We start from the raw sequence: 19,697 nt of genomic DNA on the forward strand, positions 1-19,697 counted from the left end.
AAGAGAAGCGGATTGGACGAAAGCAGCGCGAAGGTGACACTGAACCTCAACAGCAGCCTTGCCGGGCTCAGCCTGCTCAGCGGAACGAACAGTTTCGCGACCTACTCGCTTGGCGCTGCGTCGTTCGAGACCCTGGCCGTGCGCCGGGCGAAGGCCGCCTTCACCACGCCGGCAACCACACCTCCGTGGAAGCAGGCGGAGGGCAGCGGATCGCTTTCCTCGCAGGTGTCCGCCATCCAGCGCATGTCGTCGATCCTGGCGTCCGGGCCTGTCAGCGGCCGCAAGCTGCCCGATGACGTGGCCACCGCGTTCACCGCCTATCGCGCGCTCGACCGGCTGCGGATCCTCGCCGATGCCGCCGTCGCCGGGCCGACCGATGCGGTGCGCGAACGGTTGCAGAGCACCTTTGCCAGCGGCCTTCGCGAACTGGAGGGCTTCGTCGCCTCCGCGCCGGGCGACAAGCTGTCGCTGGCGTTCGACAAATCCAGCACCAGCGCGCGTTCGGTGGCCATCGACAAGGAAGGCACGGTTGGCACCATTATGGGCCGCGGCGTGGCCGAGGCGCGCGACGCACCGCTGACCGGGCTTTCGGGGACCGAGCAGTTTGCCGTCACAATCCGCCGAGGCGCTGTGAGCGACGTCATCAATGTCGATCTCGCCGGTGGCCCGCAGCCGCCCACGCTCGATTCGATCTCGACCTCGATCAATGATGCGATCGTCGCCGGGTCCTCTTGGGGTGTGCGCTTCGTGCCCGACAAGAGCACCGGCAGCTGGGGCTTCAAGATCGAGAACCCGGGACTGGAAGAGGTCTCGATCGACCAGATCGCCGCGCCCGACGCGCTGATGGTCGTGACCGGGATGACCGATTCCGAAGCGCCCACCTCGGCGCAGGTCATGCGGATCACCGATCCCGCCGGCACCGCCGTTCGTTCGACCCTGACGCAGATCGCCGGGCTCGACCGGCTGGAAACCGAACGCGCGACACTGGCTGCGTCCGGCCAGAAGACCATCGAAGGGGTGGAGCCACCCTCCACCGATCGCTTCGCCGCCACCTCGGCGCAGGCGATCGTCACCGCGCCCGATGGATCGAGCTACGTCGTCGGGACGACGGCGGGCGATCTCGATGCCAACCGCGTGAGCGGTTCGCAGGACCTGTTCCTGACCAAGCTGGACAGCGAAGGCCAGGTCGTCTGGCAGCGCCAGCTTGGCGCGAGTGAATCGGCGAGCGGTGCGGCCGTCAGCCTCGGCCCGAACGGGCAGATCGTGGTCGCGGGCACCGTGACCGGCAATTTCGACGGGGTCGATTCCGATGGCGACATGCTCGTCGCCCGCTTCGATGCCGACGGCGCAGAACTGTCTTCCACCCTCGTCCGCGCAGTCGGAAGTGACGCGGCGACGTCCGTCGCGGTGGCCGACGACGGCACGATCTTCGTCGGCGGCCGCAGTGCCACTGGCGGCGGCAATGCCTTCATCGCGCGCATCGACGCGCAGGGCCAGCTGCGCGAACGGCGCCGGTTCGACAGCGGTGGCAGCGACACGCTGACCGCGCTGGCGATCGGCAGCTCGGGCGAGCTGCTGGCGCTGACGAAGGAAGGCGGCAGCGCCACGCTGCGCCGGATCGACAGCACCTCGCTCGCCACCGATCTGGGATCGATCGCCCTAGGCACCGCCGACGCCAGCGTGATCGCGGTGGCGGCGGACGGGACCATCGGGGTCGGCGGCTCGACCTCGGGCGCGGTGACCGGCGACCAGACCAATGCGCTGGCGGGCGGCCGCGACGGGTTCGTCGCGCAGATCAGCGCCGATCTGTCGACCACCCGCGTGACCTATCTGGGCACGGCGAGCAGCGACCGGATCGACAGCCTCACCTTCATGAACGGCAACCTGTATGCCGGCGGACGGACCACGGGCGATCTCGGCGGGACGCGGCAGGGCACGAGCGACGGCTTCGTCGCCCGGCTCGACGCGGGCACGGGCGCGATTGCCAATATCCAGCAGTTCGGCCTGAGCACCCGGAGTGCCGAGCCGGTCCGCATCGCGGCCGCGGCCAATGGTTCGACCGTGCTGGGCGCTCTGGGCCTCAAGCGGGGTCGGCTCGACGATCAGGACTCCACGCTCCTGACCGCGCAGACGAGCCTGCGCGCAGGCGACCAGTTTTCGATCAAGCTCAATGATGGCGTCGCGCGGCAGATCACCATCGCCGCCGACGAAACGCTGGCATCGCTATCGCAGAAGGTCAGCCGGATCACCGGCACCAAGGCGACGATCACCACACCATCGGGAGAGGACGGGCGCACGCTCAGCATCTCCGCCAAGCCGGGCAACGAGATCGAGCTGATCGCCGGGGGCGAAGGCCGCGATGCGCTGGCCAAGCTGGGCCTGCCCGCCGCAAGACTGGTCGCGCCCCCCGCCTACGACAAGGACGCGCCCAAAGTGGTCCCGGGCGGAAGCTACGGCCTCGGCCTTACCAACGCGCTCGACATTTCGACTCGCGAAGGCGCCGCGTTTGCGCTGGGCCGGATCAAGAGCGCCATCTCGATGACGCAGACGGCCTATCGCTCGCTCTACTGGGACGATGGCAAGGCCTCGATCGTGAATGGCGGGGCCGGTGCAACCGGCGGCGCTTCGCCGCGCCAGCTGGCCCAGATCGCCCGCTATCAGGATGCGCTTACCCGCATCAGCAGCCTCACCGTCGGATACAATTCCGGCGGTTTTTTCTGAAATCCAACCAGGGAGCCTGGCATGACTGAGACAAACCCAGCCCTGATGCGCGGCATCGGCGCTGCCATGCGGCATCTTTCCGACCGGCAGCAGGTCCTCGCGCAGAACATCGCCAATGGCGACACGCCGGGCTACAAGGCGCGCGAAGTCGAGGGACCAAGCTTTGCGGGCATGGTCGAAGCCGGTGGCGCGGCACGCGTTGCGCGGCCCACCGTCCAGATCAGTTCCGAAATGCGCGCGCTCGGTGCCAGTCCGCAAAGGGCCGGCAATATCGTGCTGGACGAGGATGTCGTCGAGACGAAGCCCGACGGCAATAATGTCACGCTGGAAGAGCAGGTGCTGAAGCTGGGTGCTGTGCAATCCGAGTTTGCCGCGCTGACCAACCTCTATCGCAAGCAGATGCAACTGCTGAAGACCGCAACCGGGCGCGGCGGCAACGGATAGGCTCCCGCAAAACGGGCAAAAAAAGGGGCCGGTCGCGCGATGCGACCGGCCCCTTTTTTGTCGTGAAAGGTCAAAGGTCAGAGGCGGGTGTTGACCGAGATCGGGCTGCTGCCGGTGCGCCGCATCATCGAGCCGGTATCGAGATAGCTGCAGCCCGCATTGCCGGTGAGGCGCTTTGCCTCCGCCGCGATCGCATCGATGATGTCGTTCGACATCGCCAGATGGCGATCGACCATCGTGGCATTGGACACGGCGGCATCGCGCAGGGTGGCCATCGCCTCGGTCAGGGCGGCATCCTGTTCCGCGTTGAGATCGCTCACCCAGCCGGGCACTTCGCGGTTCAGGCGGACGATCTCTGCCTCGAGCTGGGCCACCAGGCGCCGCTTGGCCGCGACCATCTCTTCGTGCTCGTCCATCCGGCCGCGTTCGCCGAGAGAGCCGGTTTCCTCACTCATCAGCGAGGCGAGCGACTGCGCGATATCAAGCATATTATCGATCATTGCGATCCTTCCTGCATCTTGATCATCTGTTCCATGACGGCCGGGGCCAGCCCCACGCCGCCGCGGCGGGCGATTTCCCCGCCAAGCTTTTCCGCCAGCAACCCGCGAAAGATCTGTTCCGCATGGCCGCCGGAAAACTCGTCGCCCAGCTCGACGCTTTCGAGCATGAGCTTGGACATCTCGCCGAGGAAAACCGCCTCGAATTCCTTCGCCGTCTCGGCGATCTGCGCGCGTGATGCGCCCGCAGGGGCTGAAGGCGTCGCCTTTGCAGGGGTGGGCGGCAGGGCTGCGGATGAGTCGAGCGGACCGGTCATTGGATCGTGATCTCCGCCTGAAGCGCGCCGGCACTCTTGAGCGCCTGCAGGATCGTGATGAGGTCGCGTGGCGACACGCCCAGCCGGTTGAGGCCGTCCACCAGCGATTGCAGCGACGTGCCCTGGTCGAGCATGGCGAGCGAGGCGCCACTGCCATCGTCGACTTCGATCCGGGTGCGCGGAACGACGGTGGTCTCCCCACCAGAGAACGGGGCCGGCTGCGATACGATCGGGCTCTCCGAGATGCTGATCGTCAATCCGCCCTGGGCGATCGCGACCGGGCTGACCTTGACGTCCGATGTCATCACCACCGTCCCCGCCGCCTCATTGACCACGATCCGCGCGGGCTGGTCGACGAAGACCGGCAGGTTCTCGATTTCCGGCAGGAGATCGAGCAGCGAGCCGGTAAAACCGGTGCCCGCCCGCAGTTCGACCGTGGCCGGGTCGAGCATCTGCGCCGCGCCGGGGAAGCGCTGGTTGATCGCCTGCACGATGCGCTTTGCAGTGGTGAAATCGGGGTTCTTGAGCGCCAGCTTGAGGGTTTCGGCAGCGCCCAGCACATACTGCACCTCGCGCTCCACGATGGCGCCATTGGCGATCCGCGCAGAGGTCGAAACCCCGCGGCTGATGCTGGCGCCCGCGCCCTGTGCCTTGAATCCGGACACGGCGAGCGGCCCCTGGGCGACCGCATAGATCTCGCCGTTCAGGGCGCGCAGCGGGGAAATCAGCAGCGTGCCCCCCTGCAGGCTGGTCGCATCGCCCATCGCGGCGACCTGCACATCGATCCGCGACCCCGCACGCGCGAAGGGCGGCAGGGTTGCGGTGACCGAGACCGCGGCGACATTCTTGGTCCGCAACTGCGCGTCGCGCACGCTGACGCCCATGCGTTCGAGCATGGCCTGCAGCGATTCCTCGGTGAAGGGCACGTTGCGGGTCCGGTCGCCCGTGCCGGCGAGGCCGACGACGAGGCCGTATCCCACCAGCTGGTTCGTCCGCACGTTCTCGACGTCGACGATGTCCTTGATGCGGGAGCCGGCCTGGGCCTGGAGGGGGCCTGCAAAAAGCAGGGCGAAGACGGTGACGAGCATTGTCACGGCGCGCATATTCTCGATCCTGATTACCGGAATGCCTTTCAATTCTTATAGAATAGTCAGGAGGGAGAATTGCTCTCCCGTAGGAGTTTATCGTGCAGATCGGCGCGCTGTTGCCAGTCCAGGCCTTGCTTTCCACGATCACGGGGAAGTCCGCGTCGTTCGGCGGCGGGGAAGAGAAGGCCGTCGCCACCGGGAATGCTCCGCCGCCCGCGATCCAGCCGGTCCAGCCCATCGGTTCGGTCCAGATGCTGGTCACGCTGGCCGCCTATGATCCGGATCGCGAACGGAGACGACTAATGGCCGAACAGGGATCGAACGCGCTCGACGAGCTCGAGGCGCTGCAGGTGGAACTGTCGGCCGGCGGGGCGACGCCCGAACGGCTCGAGCAGCTGGCCGAATGGGTCGCACAGGTCGAAGCGCCCGCCGATCCGGTGCTCGCCGAAATCCTCGCCGAAATCGAACTGCGGGTTCGGGTGGAGCTGGCGAAGTTCGATATCGAGGTCTAGCCGCCGCCCGGATCGTTCCGGGCGAGCGCCGTCCTTTACCCGTCAGCCCCGACGGGCCAGCTTCATCACGTAGGATATGATTTCCGCCACGGCGAGATAATGCTCGGCCGGGATCGGCTGGTCGAGCTTGGCGCTGGCATGCAGCGCACGCGCCAGCGGTGGTTTCTCGATGATCGGGATATCATGGCTCTTGGCGATCTCGCGGATCTTGAGCGCCACGGCATCGACGCCCTTGGCCACCACCACCGGCGCCGCCATCGCGCCGTGATCATATTGCAGCGCGACGGCATAGTGCGTCGGGTTGACGATGACGACGCTTGCCTCGGGCACCTTCGCCATCATCCGCCGCTTGGCGCGTTCCATCCCGATCGCGCGCACGCGCGCCTTGATCTGCGGATCGCCTTCGGCGTCCTTGTGCTCGTCCTTGATCTCCTGCAGCGACATGCGCATCTTCTTCAGGAAGGCGCGGCGCTGGTAGACGAAATCGAACAGCGCCAGCGCGGCGACCAGCATCGTTGCCGCCTTGACCATCCGGAAGACCAGCTCCGCCGTCGCCTTGCCGACCGCGTGCGAAGGCACACCGACCAGCGTTTCGATCCCGCGCGCGTGCGGCCACACCACGATCAGCGCAACGCCCGTGACCAGGCCGAACTTCGCCAGCGTCTTGGCGAACTCGACCAGCCCCTGCTTGCCGAACATGCGCTTCACGCCGGACAGCGGCGAGAGCTTGTTCCATTTAAGCTTCAGGCGCGACAGTGCGAGCGATGGCCGACCCTGCAGGAACAGCGTGAGCAGCGCGAAGAACAGCAGCATCGCCATGATCGGGGCGAGGGCCAGCGCGGTCTGGCCCATCACGACGCTGGCAAAGCTCAGCCCGCTCCCGGCGAGGTCGAGGTCGTCGGCACCGCCCCACAGGCTGACGAAGATCGTCAGCATCCGCGAGACCGTCCACGCGCCCATGCCACCCATCACGATCACCGCCGCCAGGAACATGCTGGCGTGGCGCATCTCCGGCGCGCTCGCGACCTCGCCTTTCTTGCGCGCGTCGTCGAGCTTCTTGTCGGTTGGGTCGTGCGTCTTCTCGCCGGAATCGGACTGCGACATCGATCAGACCCAGCCCTGCTGGATCCAGTCGGCCATGGCCGAGGAAAAGGCGATCAGCACCGCGCCGAGGGTGGCGGCAAACAGGGCAAGGCCCAGCAGGATGTTGAGCGGCTGGGCGATGAAGAAGACCTGGATGGTCGGCGCGAGCCGGGCCGAGAGACCCAGCGCAACGTTGAACACGATCCCGTAGACCACCAGTGGCGCGGCGAGCGAGAAACCCAGTTCCATCGACCTGGTCGTGGTGGCGATCGCCAGCTGCGCGAAGTCCGCCGCAGGGGGCAGGACGCCGACCGGGAAGACCAGATAGCTGTTCACCATCGCCGCGATCCACAGGTGGTGGATGCCTAGGGAAAAGCACACCACCGCTGCCGCCACGCTGACCAGCTTGGCCATCACCGGCAATTGCCCGCCCAGCCCGGCATCGGGCATCACCGCCGAGGTCAGCCCGGTCTGCAGGCTGATGATCGAGCCCGCGATGGTAATGGCGAGGAACATGATCCTGACGATCGTGCCCAGCGCCAGCCCCACCAGGAGCTCGACGGAGATCATCGCCGCGAGGCCGGTCGACCCGCCGGGGGCGGGCACCTGCGGACCGAGCATCCCGAACAGCGCGAGCGAGATGCCCAGTGCGATCAGCAGGCGGATGCGAACGGGAACCGCGTCTTCGGAGAAGACCGGCAGCACCATCAGCACGCCGCCCAGACGGGCGAACACGATGAAAAAGCCTTCAACCTGCGCGGGCAGCTGATCCATCGTCTCAGCCAGCCACGATACGGTCGGACAGCTGCGCCATGAAATTGCCCATCGCATCGCCGATCATCGGCAGGCACAGCAGCAGGACGAAGCCCATCACGAACAGCTTGGGCACGAAGGTGAGCGTCATTTCCTGGATCTGCGTCAAGGCCTGGAACAGGCCGATCGCGACGCCGATCACCAGCGAGGTGAGCAGCATCGGCCCGCAGATCGTGAGAATCAGGATCAGCGCGGCATGGGCGATCTGGATGGCATCGGTGGCGTTCATGGCGCTGGTGTCCCCCTGCGCGTCGCTAGATCTGCATCCGCATGATTTCGCCATAGGCGCCGACCACGCGATCGCGCACGGCTACCACCGTGTCGAGCGCGGTCTCGGCGGCGCCGATGGCCGTCACGACGTCGATCAGGTCGCCCTTGCCGGCCACCTGCCGGATGCTGGCCTGTTCGGCGGTGTGCAGCTTGTTCGACGTATCGGTGACCATGCCCGATATCAGATCGCCGAAGCTGCCTTCCTCGCCGCCCTGGGCGGGCGGGCGAGACAGGCCGCCGGTCTTCGAAGCGGGGATCCCGCCAAGGCCGGTGCCATACGCGGTCGCTGCGTCGTATGCGCTGATAGACATTCGGATGATCCTTACTTGAGCAGGTCGATGGTGCGCATCGTCAGGCTGCGCGCCGCTTCGATGGCGTTGAGATTGGCTTCGTACGAACGCTGGGCAGACTTCATGTCCGCGCTTTCGACGAGCGAATTGACATTGGGCATCTTCACGTAGCCATCGGCGTCCGCAGCGGGGTTGCCGGGCTGATGAACCCGCGTGAAGTCGGACCGGTCGGTGGCGATCCCCGTGACCTCGACCGAGGTGGAGCCGTCTTCCCGGTTCACCGCCGCCCTGAAGGTCGGCACCTTGCGCCGGTAGGGATCGCCGCCGGGGGTCTCGGACACGGAACTGGCGTTCGCCAGGTTCTCTGCGATCACGCGCATGCGAAGCGTCTGTGCGCGAAGCCCCGATGCGGAAATTCCGATCGAACTATCAAGTGGCATGGTGGTCCTCATTCTGCTGCGCCCGATTGGCGCCGTCAGAATACTGATAGGAAAATATTGCCTACCCCGGGCCGGGGGGTGGGACTTTTCTTCCTAGAATGCGGGCAAGGAGATTGTTGCCATGTCCGTACTCAACGACGTTCCGGTCGAATGCACCATTGCGCTCGGCTCGACGACACTGCCGATAAAGCAGATTCTCAAGCTCTCGCGCGGCGCCACGATCCCGCTCGACTGCGACGAGGACGATCCCACGCTGCTGTTCATCAACGGCCAGATGATCGCCAAGGGCCAGATTCTTGTCGAAGGCGACAAGATGCTGCTCGAGATCACCGGCCTCGTGAAGCGGGAGCGCTGAGATGGACGTCATGTATCTCGTTCGTGCGCTCGGCGCGCTGGGGCTGCTGCTGGGCATGCTGACCGCAGCGCTGTGGGCGGTGCGCCGCTACGATCTGCGTCTTCCCGGCGCGCTCGTGCGCAATTCCGGGCGGCGTCTTGAAGTGGTCGAGCGGCTGGGGATCGACAAGCGCCGATCGGCCATCCTGATCCGGCGCGACGACCGCGAGCATCTCGTGATCATCTCGCCCGAAGGCCAGATCGTGGTCGAAAGCCGGCCACACAGCTTCCCGGACCTCGACGCGCAGCCCGTGCCGAACGCGACGCGCGCGCTGCCGCAGTCCTTCACCGCGCTGCTCGATGCGGACCTGACGTCGTTCATCCGCCCCGGCACGAAGGGCGCGATCCCTTCGAAGCGAAAGCACTGAGATGATCGCGCGTCCTCTTGTGCGCGTCGCAGCCGGCGCGGCCTTGCTGCTCGCCCACGGGCAGGCGGCGGCGCAGAGCGCCACCATCGACCTGGGCAGCGGAGGCTCGGTCTCGGGCAGCGTGATCCAGCTGGTGCTGATGCTGACGGTGCTGAGCCTTGCGCCCGGCATCCTGATGACAGTCACGTCGTTCACGCGGATCGTCGTTGCCCTGTCGCTGCTGCGCACGGGTATCGGTGCGCCCGGCGTGCCGCCCAATCCGGTGATCATCAGCCTCGCCCTGTTCCTGTCCTTCTTCGTCATGGCGCCGACCTTCGAGACGGCGTGGGAGAACGGCGTGACGCCGTACACCCAGGGCGAAATCGGCGAGGAAGAAGCGTTCGAGCGGACCGCCGCGCCGTTCCGCAAGTTCATGCTGAGCCAGGTGAACGAGAGCGATCTGGCGCTGTTCGTCGAACTCTCCGGCAAGCCCGCCCCGAGTCGCGACGAGCTGGCATTGTCGACCCTAGTGCCGGCCTTCATGATTTCCGAACTGCGGCGCGGATTCGAGATCGGCTTCCTGCTGCTGCTGCCGTTCCTCATCATCGACCTCGCGGTGTCCGCAGTGCTGATGGCGATGGGCATGATGATGCTGCCGCCACCCACGATCTCGCTACCGATGAAGATCGTGTTCTTCGTTCTCGTCGATGGCTGGGCGCTGGTTGCCGGATCGCTGGTCAAAAGTTTCGGGGGCGGCTGAAGAGCATTCTGGCGGGCATCGCGGGGGCTGCGTCCGGCGCATCGTCGGGCCTGGAGCGCGCGCCGGTGAAGCGCAGTTCCGGGCTTTCCAGCCAGCGCGCGAAGGTGGCAAACTGGGGCCGGGTGAGGAACACCAGCCCGGCCCGGTTGCCGGTCACCCAGCGCGTGCAGCAACCCAGCGGTCCCAGGCCCGGAATGGTGATGCGCCCTTCGACCTGGCGCGGAAAGCTCGCGCCGCCTTCGACCCGGCAGCCGCCCAGCGAGATATTGTCGAGCCGCAGCTGGATGGTGCGGCCGTCAATATCCAGCCGTGCGGTCGCCGACGTCTCGAAGCGCGGGCTGCGGGAAGCCACCCGTGCTCCCGACGGTCCGCTCGGCGGTCCGAACAGCGCGTGATGATCGATGGTCTGGTCGAACGCGACGCCCGAGGCCAGCTGGCTGGTCCAGGCGATCCGCCCCGCGATGGAGGCGCCGGTGCGGGCCTCGATCGTCACCGCGTCGCCCTTGCAGAGCGGGGATGCGGTATCGATCCGCATGCCGCCCGAAGACACGTTGCGGATGCGGCAGATCGTGTCGGTGCCCTGGCGCTGCAGGCGGCCGAGCATCAGCATGGTGACGGTGCGCTCCGCGCGAGCGATCGCCGGTCGCCCGCTCGTGCTTTGTGCAGCGGCGGGAGAGGATCCGTGCTGTACGGTCTGCGACGGTTTGTCGCTCGCCCCGAAGTTCATGTCAGGCGGGCCTCGCGCCGGAGATGGCCACCGCGCTCACCGTGCCCTTTTCGAACGCAATGTCGGCGGCTTCCTGGACGATCTGCCGGAACACCTCGAGCGTGGGGAGGGTGCCGTCGGGGCCGCTCGCCATCGGCGTGCGATAAGTGCGCATGTTGATCTCGTGCAGCAGCAGCGGGATGTGGGCCGATACTTCGTCCGCCTTGTCCTCGGGCACCTGCAGGGCGAGCTGGAAGGAGACATAGCCCGCAAGCCGCTGCCCGTCGGGCAGGACCAGCGGTGCAATCACGTCTTCGACCTTTACCAGCGTGGTCGGCCCCGCCTCGGAACCGCCAGCACCGCCACCCTCGGCCGAGCCGAGCACCATGGCCGTCGCATAGGCTGCGCCGCTGCCAATTCCCACGCCGCCTGCCAGCAGGGCAATCGGCATGATGATCTTCTTGATACCGGGCATTGGTGCCCCCCTGCTAGAACTGGAAACTGGTGTCGGGCGGCAGGGCTGAACCTTCCGCCTTGATGAGGATCGTTATCCGGCGATTTTCGGCGCGCAGGGGCTGGTCGGGATACACGGGACGGGTGCTCGCCATGGCGGCGACCTGGGTGAAGTGGTCCGAGGAGAGCCCGGCGGCCTGCATGATCCTGCGCGCGGCCTGGGCCCGCTCGCCCGAAAGCCTCCAGTTCGCCTCGCTCAGCCCGCCGTCCGCATCGCTATGCCCTTCCAGCGAAAGGCTCACTCCGGTGCCGGAAACCTTGCGCGCAATTCGCGACAGCAGGTTGGCAGCATAGGCGTTCGGCTCGCCCGAGGCGTCCTTGAACATGGGCCGCTTGGCCGTGTCCATCAGGCTGATGGTCAGGGTATCGGCATCCTGCTCCATCTTCACATTGTTCGCATCATCGCTGGCCGCGGCGCTGTCGATCACCAGCCGCAGCTCCTGTGCGAGCACGCGCAGCGATGCATCGGGCACGTTCGCGCTGCCCCCGCGGGACGCGCCGACGGTGGCCGCCTCCATGCCCGGCGTGCCGGACGGACTGTTCTCGCTCGATTGCGCCGCGCGGCTGTTGCCCGCGCCCGACAGGCCCGTGGCACCGGTCGAGTTGCTGCCCGGCCCGATCGAACCGGGCTCTTCGGGCGTGAAGTACTCGGCGAGGCCCTTGAGCATTTCCTTGTCCGGATTGGCCGTCAGCCACAGCAACATGAAGAACGCCATCATCGCGGTCACGAAGTCGGCATAGGCGACCTTCCAGGCGCCGCCGTGATGGCCGCCCCCCGTAACCTTCTTCACCCGCCGGATGACGATGGGGCGATCTGCTGCGTTGACGGCCATGGTCAGCTAGGCCCGGTCGCTGCGCGCAGGCGATCCTGCAGCGCTTCGAGGCACACGGCATCGATCGCCTGGTGCGAGTGCACGCCGGAGGCCAGCTGATCGAGCACGCGGGCGCTCTCGCCGGCGCGCTGGATGACGAGATCGAACGCCTGCAAGCGGTGGATGTGCCGGAGGGCGATTTCTTCGTCGTCGACGAGGACCCGGGCGAGCTCTTCGACCAGCAGGCTTACCTGGCGGATCTCTTCGGCAATGGCCCGGCAGAGTTCGGCGGTCTGAGTTTCGAGAATGTCCATGGTTTATCCGTAGGAAAAGAGGAGGACTTTCGGGGGCCGAAGGTCAGAACAACTCGACATCATTGGTCGCGATACGCTGCGGCCGCTGTTCGAGCGGGACGTCCTTGACCATGAGCGAACGCACCTTGCCTGCGACCGGCAGGAATTCGACCTTGCGCGCGCTGGTGCCACCCAGGTCGCAATGCCTGATCTCAAGACCTTCGGTCTCCATGAAGCGGCGGGCGAAGGCGGCGTTGCTGCTGCCGATCGCCCCCAGCCCGGCGATGATGTTCGCACCGCCGTACAGATGGCCGCACAACCGTTCGCGCACGGCACCGGCGCGCATCATCGCGTTGATGAGCAGTTCCATCGCGTGCACGCCGTAGCGCTGCATTTCCTCGGGCTGCAGATTGTGCCCGGCGCTCGGTTCGCCCAGCAGGAAGTGGTTCATGCCGCCGATGCGGGCCACGGGGTCGTGCAGGCATACCGCCACGCACGATCCCAGCACCGTCGTCAGCATGGTGTCGGGCTCGCTAAGCACGCGATGTTCGCCCTGGATGATGGAAATGCGGCGCATGGCGTCAGGTGAGAGCCCCGAAGACGCGCTCGATTTTCTCTTTGAGAGCCGCGGGCGTGAAGGGCTTCACGACGTAGTTGTTAACGCCCATCTCGGCGGCCTTCTGGACGATCTCCTTCTCTGCCGATGCGGTCAGCATGATGAAAACGGTCTTCCCGATCACCGCATCCTTGCGCACTTCCTGCAGGAACTGGAGCCCGTCCATATCGGGCATGTTGTAATCCGAGATGATGAGGTGGACGCGGTTGGCGCGCACGTCTTCGAGCGCTTCGGCGGCACCCGCCTTGTCGCGCACATCGCGAAAGCCCAGATCCTGGAGCGTGCGGCGGATCATCGCGCGCATGCTCGTCTGGTCGTCGACCACCATAACCTTGATTGCGGACGCTGCCGGCATAACGGATCCCCTTACTATTTGCGGCAGGCGCCGATGATGGCCTGCGGCATCGCAGACAGACTCAATTCTCTTTCCACCGCACCGAGCTGGGCGGCGGCACGTGGCATCCCGTAGACGACGCAGGATTGCTCATCCTGGCCGAAGGTACGGGCACCCGCATCGCGCAGGGCCAGAAGCCCTGCTGCGCCATCGTCGCCCATTCCCGTCAGGATCACGCCCACGGCCTTCGGGCCAAGCGGCGTCACCGACTGGAAGAGCTTGTCGACGGACGGGCGGTGGCCGGACACGCGATCTCCTTCGATCAGGCGAACGGTCTTGCCGGAGAGGACCATGTGACGATCGCCTCCTGGAGCAATATAGACGGTTCCACGCTTGATCGGGGCACGATCGAACGCTTCCATAACTTTCATCGCACAGCTTTGATCGAGCCGCCCGGCGAGGCTGGCGGTAAAGGCCGGCGGCATGTGCTGAACCACCAGCACCGCAGGCGCGTCGGCCGGCAGGTTGGGCAGGATCGCGAACAGCGCATCGACACCGCCGGTGGACGATCCGACGACGATAATGCGATCCTCGGCAAACACGCCTCCGCCGGTGGCGGCGGGCGCTGCGGTCGCGGCATTGCGCGACAGGCGCACCTGGGAGCGCGCGGCGGCCTTGACCTTTTCGCACAGCTCCGCGGAAGCACGCGCCATGTCCCCTTCGGGACCGTTCGGCTTGGCGACGAAGTCGACCGCCCCGAGGCGCAGCGCCTCGATCGTGACCTCGGCCGCGCGGGTCGTGAGCGAGGAGCACATGACCACGGGCGTGGGCCGCAGGCGCATGATCTTCTCGAGGAAGGAGAGCCCGTCCATGCCGGGCATCTCGACGTCGAGCGTGACCACATCCGGGTCGAGCTCGCGCATCATCTGGCGCGCGGTATGCGGTTCGGGTGCAGCGCCGACCACCTCGATGCCGGGATCGGCGTTGAGCGCGGCGGTCAGCATCGAGCGCATCGTGGCGCTATCGTCCACCACCAGTGTTCGGACCGGGGAGGTCATCAGTGGGACCCTTCCTTGCGATAGATCGTCTGCCCGCACGGGACGAGACCCTCGGCACCGGGCCCGATCAGGCGTTCCGAGTGGCCGATGTACAGGTACCCGCCGGGGCGCAGGAGCCGCGAGAACCGGGAAATCAGTTCCGAGGTCGCGGCATCGTCGAAATAGATCATGACGTTGCGGCAGAAGATGACGTCGTATTGCTGGCGCATCGGCCACTCGCCGAACAGGTTCAGTTCGCGCGCGGTGACGAAGCGGCGTGCGTCGTCGACGACCGCGAAGTCGGCGCCTTCTTCACGCAGCCACTGGCGCCGGTAGGCGTCCGGAATCGGCTTCACGGTCGCTTCGGAATAGACCGCCTTCTGCGCTGCCGCCACGACGCGCGCCGACAGATCGGTGGCGAGCACCTTGACGTCGCCGTCCACCGCCCAGCGCGCTTCGGACCGCGAGGTGCCGAGCATGCACATGATCAGCGAATAGACTTCCTCGCCACTCGAACACCCGGCCGACCACAGCCGGACCGAATGCCCGGCGCGGACGCGTTCCTGCAGCTCGCCCAGCACGCTCTCCCGGAAATGGTCGAAGTGATGGCTCTCGCGGAAGAAGTGCGTGTGGTTCGTGGTCAGCGCCTCGACCATCGCCGCGCGTTCCACGGCGTCGGCCTCGACCAGGGTGAGGTAATCGCGGAACGAGCTCAGGCCGTGCTCGCGCAGGCGGCGGCTCAGGCGCGAGAAGACGAGGGTCGCCTTCGTGGGCTGAAGCGCGATGCGCGCCTCGCGGTCTACGATGGCGGCGACCTTCGCGAAATCGCGCTGATCCAGCCGCACTTCTTCGGGCATAAGCGCCGATGGATTGCCAGCAGGGGAGGCCGCGAGCGTCATCAGGCGACCAGGTCCATGTGACGGGTGGGGCTGAGCTTTTCGAGATCGAGGAGAGAGACCATGATCTGGTCCTTCTGGTCGGAGCTTTCCTTGCTGCGCTGGCCGATTTCCACGAGACCGCGGATCACGCTGGTTTCGGTCACTTCGACTTCGGGAGCCGGCTGGATCGCGCTGTCCGCGACGGACACGATGTCCGCCACTTCATCGACCAGGAAGCCGGCATGCTTGCCTTCGATGTTGACCACCAGGATGCACGAGCGGGCGTGCAGCACGCTAGGCTCCCAGCCGAGGCGCTCGGCGAGGCCGACGACCGGCACGACATGGCCGCGCAGGTTGGTGACACCCTTGATGTACGGCGGCACGCTGGGCAGCGGGGTGGGATCTTCCCACTCGCGGATCTCGATCAGCGCCGACATGTCGATGCCGAAGGTCTGCTTGCCGAGCAGGAAGGTGACGATCTTGCGCTCGGTATCGTCGACATGCTCCGTCTCGGTCGCCGCTGCGGCCGTGGCGGCCATCGTGCTGAGCTCGGCGGTTTCATTCACATTCATGCTGCCATTCCTTTCAGGACAAATTTGCTGGGGGAGTTCGCCGAGGCCACGAGGGCTTCGATATCGAGGATCAGCGCGATCGAGCCGTCACCCAGGATGGTCGCACCACCCAGCCCGCGGATCGGGTAGAGGTTCTGGTCGAGGCTCTTGATCACCACCTCGCGGCGGTCCTCGATGGTATCGACCATCAGGCCGACATTGCCTGCGTCGGTCTCGACGATGATGACCACGCTATCCTCGTCCTCCCGATCGGCGGGAGGCAGCTGGAAGAGCTCGGACAGGCGCTTTACGGGCACGTAGGTGCCGCGCATGTCGATCACTTCCGAACTGTTGGCGACCGGTCGCATCTGCCCGGGCTCGGGCTGCACGGTCTCGACCACGTTGGACAGCGGCAGCACGTAGCGCTGGCCGCACAGGCGCACGACCATGCCATCCAGGATCGCCAGCGTCAGCGGCAGGATCATGGTGAAGGTCGTGCCCTTGCCGGGCGTCGAACTGATCTCGATCCGGCCGCCGAGCGCTTCGACATTGCTGCGCACGACATCCATGCCCACGCCGCGCCCGGAAATGGACGAGATCGTTTCGGCGGTGGAGAAGCCGGGGGCGCAGATCAGGTTGTCGATCTCTTCGTCGCTCAAGGTAGCGTCGGCGGCGACGATGCCCTTCTCGACCGCCTTGGCGAGCACGCGTTCGCGATCGATTCCGCGTCCGTCGTCTGCGACGCGCAGGAAGATCCGCGCGCCCCTCTGTTCGGCAGAGAGTTGCAGGTTGCCCTGCGCAGGCTTGCCTTTCGCCACACGCTCTTCGGCGTTCTCGATACCGTGATCGACGGCGTTGCGGATCATGTGGGTGAGCGGCTCGCCGATCTTCTCGATCACGCTCTTGTCGACTTCGGTTGCCTCGCCAGAGACTTCGAGCACCACGTCCTTGTTGGTGGCCGAGCACAATTCGCGAAGCATACGGGGCACGCGGGAGAAGGCCTGGCGAATGGGCTGTGCCCGCAGCGCCATGACATTGTCCTGGATCTCGCGCGTCAGGCGGGCAAGTTCGGGCAGCTCGACCCGCTGCTGGTCCGCCGAAGACAGGCGGTCCGCCAGGATCGAGTTACGGATCACGAGCTCGCCCACGAGGTTGAGCAGCATGTCCAGCTTCGAGACGTCGACGCGAATGTTCTGCGGCGGCTCGATCGCCTTTGCCTCCGCAGGCGGGGCGGGCGGTGCGGACGGTGTGGCTTTCGCCGGGGGGCCAGGCGGGGTGTTCTCGACCGGTGGGTCGCTGGGGGCAGCATCGCTCGCGGCAGGCTTTTCGGCCGCTTCGGGCTGAGGCGCATGCTCCGGCTGCTGCTCGGGCTCGCTCTCCTGCGCGGACGGCGCGACGCCTTCGACGATATCGATCCCCGAGTCAGGCGCGACGAAATCGAACGCTTCCTCGATGTCGGAGCGCGTCGCGGTGGCGGGCACGCTGACGAACCAGGTGAAGTAGGCGGCTTCGGGATCGAGCTCGCGCAGCGGCGGCAGCGGCGCGGTTTCCACGCCGACGACTTCGCCGCCCATCCGCTCGAGTTCGCGCAGGACCAGCAGGGGCTCGCTGCCATTGGCCATCGCATCGCGCGAAGGTGCGAAGCGGATCGACCAGCCAGCATCGGCTGCGCTGTCTTGCGCGTCGCCATCGCCCAGATCCATGAGGGCATCGGGCTCCTGGTCGAGATCTTCGATATCCACGACCACGGGCATGAAGCCGAACTCGTCCGCTTCGCCTTCGGCCGCAGGGGCGCTCGCTTCGGGCGCGGCGGCTGCATCTTCGGCAGGCGCGTCGCCCGACCCTTCGGCCAGCAGCGCTTCGAGCGTGGCCAGCATCGCGGCATCGTCGGGCACGGCGACGAAGCCCTGCGCCGCCTGCACGTGATCCGAAAGCACGTCGAAGGCCAGCAGCATGTTCTTGCAGATGTGGGCGTTGGGTTCGATCCGGCCCGCGCGCACTTCGTCGAGCAGATTCTCGAAGATGTGCGAGAAGCTCTGCAGCGCCTCGTGCCCGAAGGCACCCGCGCCACCCTTGATCGAATGGACCGCGCGGAACACGCCCGCGATCACGTCGGCCGAGGTGTCGCCGTCGGCCATCGTGCTGAGGCCGGCTTCGGCGACCGCAAGGCCTTCGTTGCATTCTTCGAAGAAGATTGCCTGGATGTCGTCGAGATCGTCGCTCATGGGCACACCTTGCGGATTGCCGCCCCCAGTTTGTCAGGATCGAAAGGCTTGGTGATCCAGCCGGTCGCGCCCGCGCTGCGAGCCCGCGCCTTCTTCTCGTCGGAGAACTCGGTCGACAGGACGAGGATCGGGGTGCCACGGAATTCCGGCATGCCGCGAACCGCTTCGATCAGCTCGAAGCCGTCCATCTTCGGCATGTTGATGTCGGTGATCAGCAGATCGGGGCTCAGCTCGCACATGCGCGAAAGCCCGTGCTCGCCGTCGTCCGCGGTTTCGATGGCGAAACCCTGCTTGGTCAGCGATGCCTTCAGGAGCATTCGCATGCTCGCAGAATCATCGACAGTCAGAATGCGCTTCGTCACGCGGCAACTCCTTCAGGATCCAGGCCGATCTGTTCGGTCAGTCGGCAGCGTTCGACGCGGTCGCAAAAAGCCGCGCTCGGATTGACAAAAGACAGCGGACGTCCGGCTTCGCGGGCTTCCGCCTGTGCGGCGACCAGCAGCTGCAGGACGGCCTGCCCGGCGTTGTCCACCTCGCTGGCGTCGATCTGCGACGTGGCCGCGCAGTCGAGTAGAAGGACCAGCTGGATCCGCAGCTCCTCCGCGGACGCGGTGGTGCCGTTGACAGGGAGCTTGAGCGGCCCCTGCACCTTGTCCTTACCGTCGGTTTCAGGGCCGGCGGTTTCCGGTGTGTTCGTTTCAGGCTGGTTGGGCGTTGAGTTCACTGCTCGCCTCCTCAAGTGCGGTCTCGAGCTGATGGAAGGAGGGCGCGTAACTTGACGGGGTCATGCGCCGGGCGATTTCGATGGCAACCTGCGTGGGCAGGCCCTGGGCGTGGCCGATAATGGCGGTCTTCGCGATGGTGAACGGCTTGGCATCGGACTCGATCGTTTCGAGAAGCTTGGCTGCCAGCGGTCCGACGAAGCAGTAGGAGAGCAGGACGCCAAGGAAGGTCCCCACCAGGGCCCCGCCGATCATGCCGCCGAGTATCTCGGTCGGCTGGTCGATCGAACCCATGGTCTTGATCACGCCCAGCACGGCGGCGACGATGCCGATCGCGGGCAGGCCGTCGGCCATGACCTGGAGCGCGTGCTGCGGCTCCATCTCCTCGTGGTGATGACGTTCGATGTCGTTCTCCATCGCCTCTGTCATCTGGTGCGGGTCTTCGAAATCGACCGTCATCATCCGCAGGTAGTCGCAGATGAACTCCACCAGGTGATGATCCGCGAGGATGCGCGGATATCGACTGAAGAGATGGCTCTCTTCCGGATTGTCGAGATGCGGCTCGATCGCGGTCGCGCCGCCCTTGCGGAACGTGTTGAGCAAGGTGAAGAGCATGGTCAGGAGATCGCGGTAATCGCTCTCCCGCCACTTGGGCCCCTTGAAGGCGCGCACGAGGCCCTTGCCCGCCTTCTTCACAACGGACATCGAATTGCCGACGAGGAAGGCTCCGATCGCGGCGCCGCCAATGGCCATCATCTCATGCGGCAAGGCATGAGAAATGATGTCCATCTTGCCGCCGGCCAGAATAAAACTGCCGAACACGCACGCGAGGATCAAGATAAGGCCGATGCCATTGAGCATGGGTTCGCAACTGCTTTCATCAACGGTTGGGTCTGAGTTGAATTATAGTGTGGTGGCGCCGCGTGCGGGCACCGTCGCGGCTGTTTATTCAGCCGCCGTGCCGGGGGGGCCCCCCCGGGCGCCCCCACCCGTCCCAAAAATTAAACAAAAACAACATATAAAAAACCCGAAAAA

Annotated in this window: 27 protein-coding genes; 6 read left to right on the forward strand and 21 right to left on the reverse strand. The window is 66.0% G+C overall.

All coding sequences use genetic code 11. The annotated features are described in order from the left end of the window. Positions 1-12 precede the first annotated feature (12 nt). Positions 13-2,721, forward strand: coding sequence for an NHL repeat-containing protein (locus ACYQ0L_RS10010; RefSeq protein WP_459788968.1), 2,709 nt, complete (start codon positions 13-15; stop codon positions 2,719-2,721). A gap of 21 nt (positions 2,722-2,742) precedes the next feature. Next, a complete protein-coding gene (locus ACYQ0L_RS10015) occupies positions 2,743-3,165 on the forward strand; it encodes a flagellar basal body protein (RefSeq protein WP_459788969.1) in 423 nt (140 codons plus the stop codon). Positions 3,166-3,242: 77 nt separating this feature from the next. Here the strand turns inward: ACYQ0L_RS10015 and ACYQ0L_RS10020 are convergent, their stop codons facing one another. The 3 genes from ACYQ0L_RS10020 to ACYQ0L_RS10030 are packed head-to-tail and all read right to left on the reverse strand — an operon-like array spanning position 3,243 to position 5,082. Beyond that, positions 3,243-3,665: a flagellar protein FlgN gene (locus ACYQ0L_RS10020; protein ID WP_459788970.1), complete on the reverse strand. Its 423-nt coding sequence runs from the start codon at positions 3,663-3,665 to the stop codon at positions 3,243-3,245. Next, positions 3,662-3,979 (reverse strand): rod-binding protein, encoded by a 318-nt coding sequence (locus ACYQ0L_RS10025; RefSeq protein ID WP_459788971.1) that lies wholly within the window; start codon positions 3,977-3,979, stop codon positions 3,662-3,664. The genes ACYQ0L_RS10020 and ACYQ0L_RS10025 overlap by 4 nt, the downstream gene beginning before the upstream one ends. Then, a complete protein-coding gene (locus ACYQ0L_RS10030) occupies positions 3,976-5,082 on the reverse strand; it encodes a flagellar basal body P-ring protein FlgI (RefSeq protein WP_459788972.1) in 1,107 nt (368 codons plus the stop codon). Before ACYQ0L_RS10030 ends, ACYQ0L_RS10025 begins: the two co-directional genes overlap by 4 nt. 83 nt (positions 5,083-5,165) lie before the next feature. On the opposite strand from ACYQ0L_RS10030, the gene ACYQ0L_RS10035 reads away from it, so the two are divergent. Further along, complete coding sequence (locus ACYQ0L_RS10035) at positions 5,166-5,579, forward strand: flagellar assembly protein FliX (protein ID WP_459788973.1); 414 nt, start codon at positions 5,166-5,168, stop codon at positions 5,577-5,579. 42 nt (positions 5,580-5,621) lie between these two features. Here the strand turns inward: ACYQ0L_RS10035 and flhB are convergent, their stop codons facing one another. From flhB to flgC, 5 genes are read right to left on the reverse strand one after another with little or no spacing between them, the layout of a single operon-like run. After that, positions 5,622-6,683 (reverse strand): flagellar biosynthesis protein FlhB, encoded by a 1,062-nt coding sequence (flhB, locus tag ACYQ0L_RS10040; RefSeq protein WP_459788974.1) that lies wholly within the window; start codon positions 6,681-6,683, stop codon positions 5,622-5,624. Positions 6,684-6,686: 3 nt separating this feature from the next. Further along, the gene (gene fliR / locus ACYQ0L_RS10045) at positions 6,687-7,436 is read right to left on the reverse strand and encodes a flagellar biosynthetic protein FliR (RefSeq protein WP_459788975.1); all 750 of its coding nucleotides are present in this window, start codon (positions 7,434-7,436) and stop codon (positions 6,687-6,689) included. A gap of 4 nt (positions 7,437-7,440) precedes the next feature. Next, on the reverse strand, positions 7,441-7,704 hold the full coding sequence (locus tag ACYQ0L_RS10050; RefSeq protein WP_459788976.1) for a flagellar biosynthetic protein FliQ: 264 nt from the start codon (positions 7,702-7,704) through the stop codon (positions 7,441-7,443). 25 nt (positions 7,705-7,729) lie between these two features. Next, positions 7,730-8,056, reverse strand: a complete 327-nt coding sequence (fliE, locus tag ACYQ0L_RS10055; protein WP_459788977.1) for a flagellar hook-basal body complex protein FliE — start codon at positions 8,054-8,056, stop codon at positions 7,730-7,732. 11 nt (positions 8,057-8,067) lie between these two features. Further along, the gene (flgC, locus tag ACYQ0L_RS10060; RefSeq protein ID WP_459788978.1) at positions 8,068-8,475 is read right to left on the reverse strand and encodes a flagellar basal body rod protein FlgC; all 408 of its coding nucleotides are present in this window, start codon (positions 8,473-8,475) and stop codon (positions 8,068-8,070) included. A 121-nt stretch (positions 8,476-8,596) separates the two neighbouring features. Between flgC and ACYQ0L_RS10065 the strand changes: the two genes are divergently transcribed. The 3 genes from ACYQ0L_RS10065 to fliP are packed head-to-tail and all read left to right on the forward strand — an operon-like array spanning position 8,597 to position 9,975. Continuing rightward, positions 8,597-8,830, forward strand: coding sequence for a FliM/FliN family flagellar motor switch protein (locus tag ACYQ0L_RS10065; protein WP_459788979.1), 234 nt, complete (start codon positions 8,597-8,599; stop codon positions 8,828-8,830). Position 8,831: 1 nt separating this feature from the next. Then, positions 8,832-9,236, forward strand: coding sequence for a flagellar biosynthetic protein FliO (locus ACYQ0L_RS10070; protein WP_459788980.1), 405 nt, complete (start codon positions 8,832-8,834; stop codon positions 9,234-9,236). Position 9,237: 1 nt separating this feature from the next. Further along, positions 9,238-9,975, forward strand: coding sequence for a flagellar type III secretion system pore protein FliP (gene fliP / locus ACYQ0L_RS10075; protein WP_459788981.1), 738 nt, complete (start codon positions 9,238-9,240; stop codon positions 9,973-9,975). Here the strand turns inward: fliP and ACYQ0L_RS10080 are convergent. The 13 genes from ACYQ0L_RS10080 to motA are packed head-to-tail and all read right to left on the reverse strand — an operon-like array spanning position 9,953 to position 19,523. Next, on the reverse strand, positions 9,953-10,702 hold the full coding sequence (locus ACYQ0L_RS10080) for a PilZ domain-containing protein (protein WP_459788982.1): 750 nt from the start codon (positions 10,700-10,702) through the stop codon (positions 9,953-9,955). The genes fliP and ACYQ0L_RS10080 overlap by 23 nt on opposite strands. 1 nt (position 10,703) lies before the next feature. Then, positions 10,704-11,156 (reverse strand): hypothetical protein, encoded by a 453-nt coding sequence (locus tag ACYQ0L_RS10085; RefSeq protein ID WP_459788983.1) that lies wholly within the window; start codon positions 11,154-11,156, stop codon positions 10,704-10,706. A gap of 13 nt (positions 11,157-11,169) precedes the next feature. Then, positions 11,170-12,027: a flagellar motor protein MotB gene (locus tag ACYQ0L_RS10090; RefSeq protein WP_459788985.1), complete on the reverse strand. Its 858-nt coding sequence runs from the start codon at positions 12,025-12,027 to the stop codon at positions 11,170-11,172. Between the two features lie 2 nt (positions 12,028-12,029). Then, complete coding sequence (locus tag ACYQ0L_RS10095; RefSeq protein WP_459788986.1) at positions 12,030-12,320, reverse strand: hypothetical protein; 291 nt, start codon at positions 12,318-12,320, stop codon at positions 12,030-12,032. Positions 12,321-12,363: 43 nt separating this feature from the next. Continuing rightward, complete coding sequence (locus ACYQ0L_RS10100) at positions 12,364-12,876, reverse strand: chemotaxis protein CheD (protein ID WP_459788987.1); 513 nt, start codon at positions 12,874-12,876, stop codon at positions 12,364-12,366. Between the two features lie 4 nt (positions 12,877-12,880). Further along, the gene (locus tag ACYQ0L_RS10105; protein ID WP_459788988.1) at positions 12,881-13,270 is read right to left on the reverse strand and encodes a response regulator; all 390 of its coding nucleotides are present in this window, start codon (positions 13,268-13,270) and stop codon (positions 12,881-12,883) included. 14 nt (positions 13,271-13,284) lie between these two features. Further along, the gene (locus ACYQ0L_RS10110; protein ID WP_459788989.1) at positions 13,285-14,307 is read right to left on the reverse strand and encodes a protein-glutamate methylesterase/protein-glutamine glutaminase; all 1,023 of its coding nucleotides are present in this window, start codon (positions 14,305-14,307) and stop codon (positions 13,285-13,287) included. Beyond that, positions 14,307-15,185: a CheR family methyltransferase gene (locus tag ACYQ0L_RS10115; protein WP_459788990.1), complete on the reverse strand. Its 879-nt coding sequence runs from the start codon at positions 15,183-15,185 to the stop codon at positions 14,307-14,309. The genes ACYQ0L_RS10110 and ACYQ0L_RS10115 overlap by 1 nt, the downstream gene beginning before the upstream one ends. Then, positions 15,185-15,703: a chemotaxis protein CheW gene (locus ACYQ0L_RS10120; RefSeq protein WP_459789035.1), complete on the reverse strand. Its 519-nt coding sequence runs from the start codon at positions 15,701-15,703 to the stop codon at positions 15,185-15,187. The genes ACYQ0L_RS10115 and ACYQ0L_RS10120 overlap by 1 nt, the downstream gene beginning before the upstream one ends. Before the next feature lie 29 nt (positions 15,704-15,732). Continuing rightward, on the reverse strand, positions 15,733-17,940 hold the full coding sequence (locus tag ACYQ0L_RS10125) for a chemotaxis protein CheA (protein WP_459788991.1): 2,208 nt from the start codon (positions 17,938-17,940) through the stop codon (positions 15,733-15,735). After that, complete coding sequence (locus ACYQ0L_RS10130) at positions 17,937-18,302, reverse strand: response regulator (RefSeq protein ID WP_160617061.1); 366 nt, start codon at positions 18,300-18,302, stop codon at positions 17,937-17,939. Before ACYQ0L_RS10130 ends, ACYQ0L_RS10125 begins: the two co-directional genes overlap by 4 nt. Continuing rightward, positions 18,299-18,664 carry an STAS domain-containing protein gene (locus tag ACYQ0L_RS10135; RefSeq protein WP_459788992.1) on the reverse strand — a complete coding sequence of 122 codons (366 nt, stop codon included), beginning with the start codon at positions 18,662-18,664 and terminating at the stop codon, positions 18,299-18,301. The genes ACYQ0L_RS10130 and ACYQ0L_RS10135 overlap by 4 nt, the downstream gene beginning before the upstream one ends. Next, entirely contained in the window at positions 18,639-19,523 is an 885-nt protein-coding gene (motA, locus tag ACYQ0L_RS10140; protein WP_459788993.1) for a flagellar motor stator protein MotA, read from the reverse strand. Before motA ends, ACYQ0L_RS10135 begins: the two co-directional genes overlap by 26 nt. Positions 19,524-19,697: the final 174 nt, after the last annotated feature.

The organism is Alteriqipengyuania triglochinis (assembly GCF_054655655.1).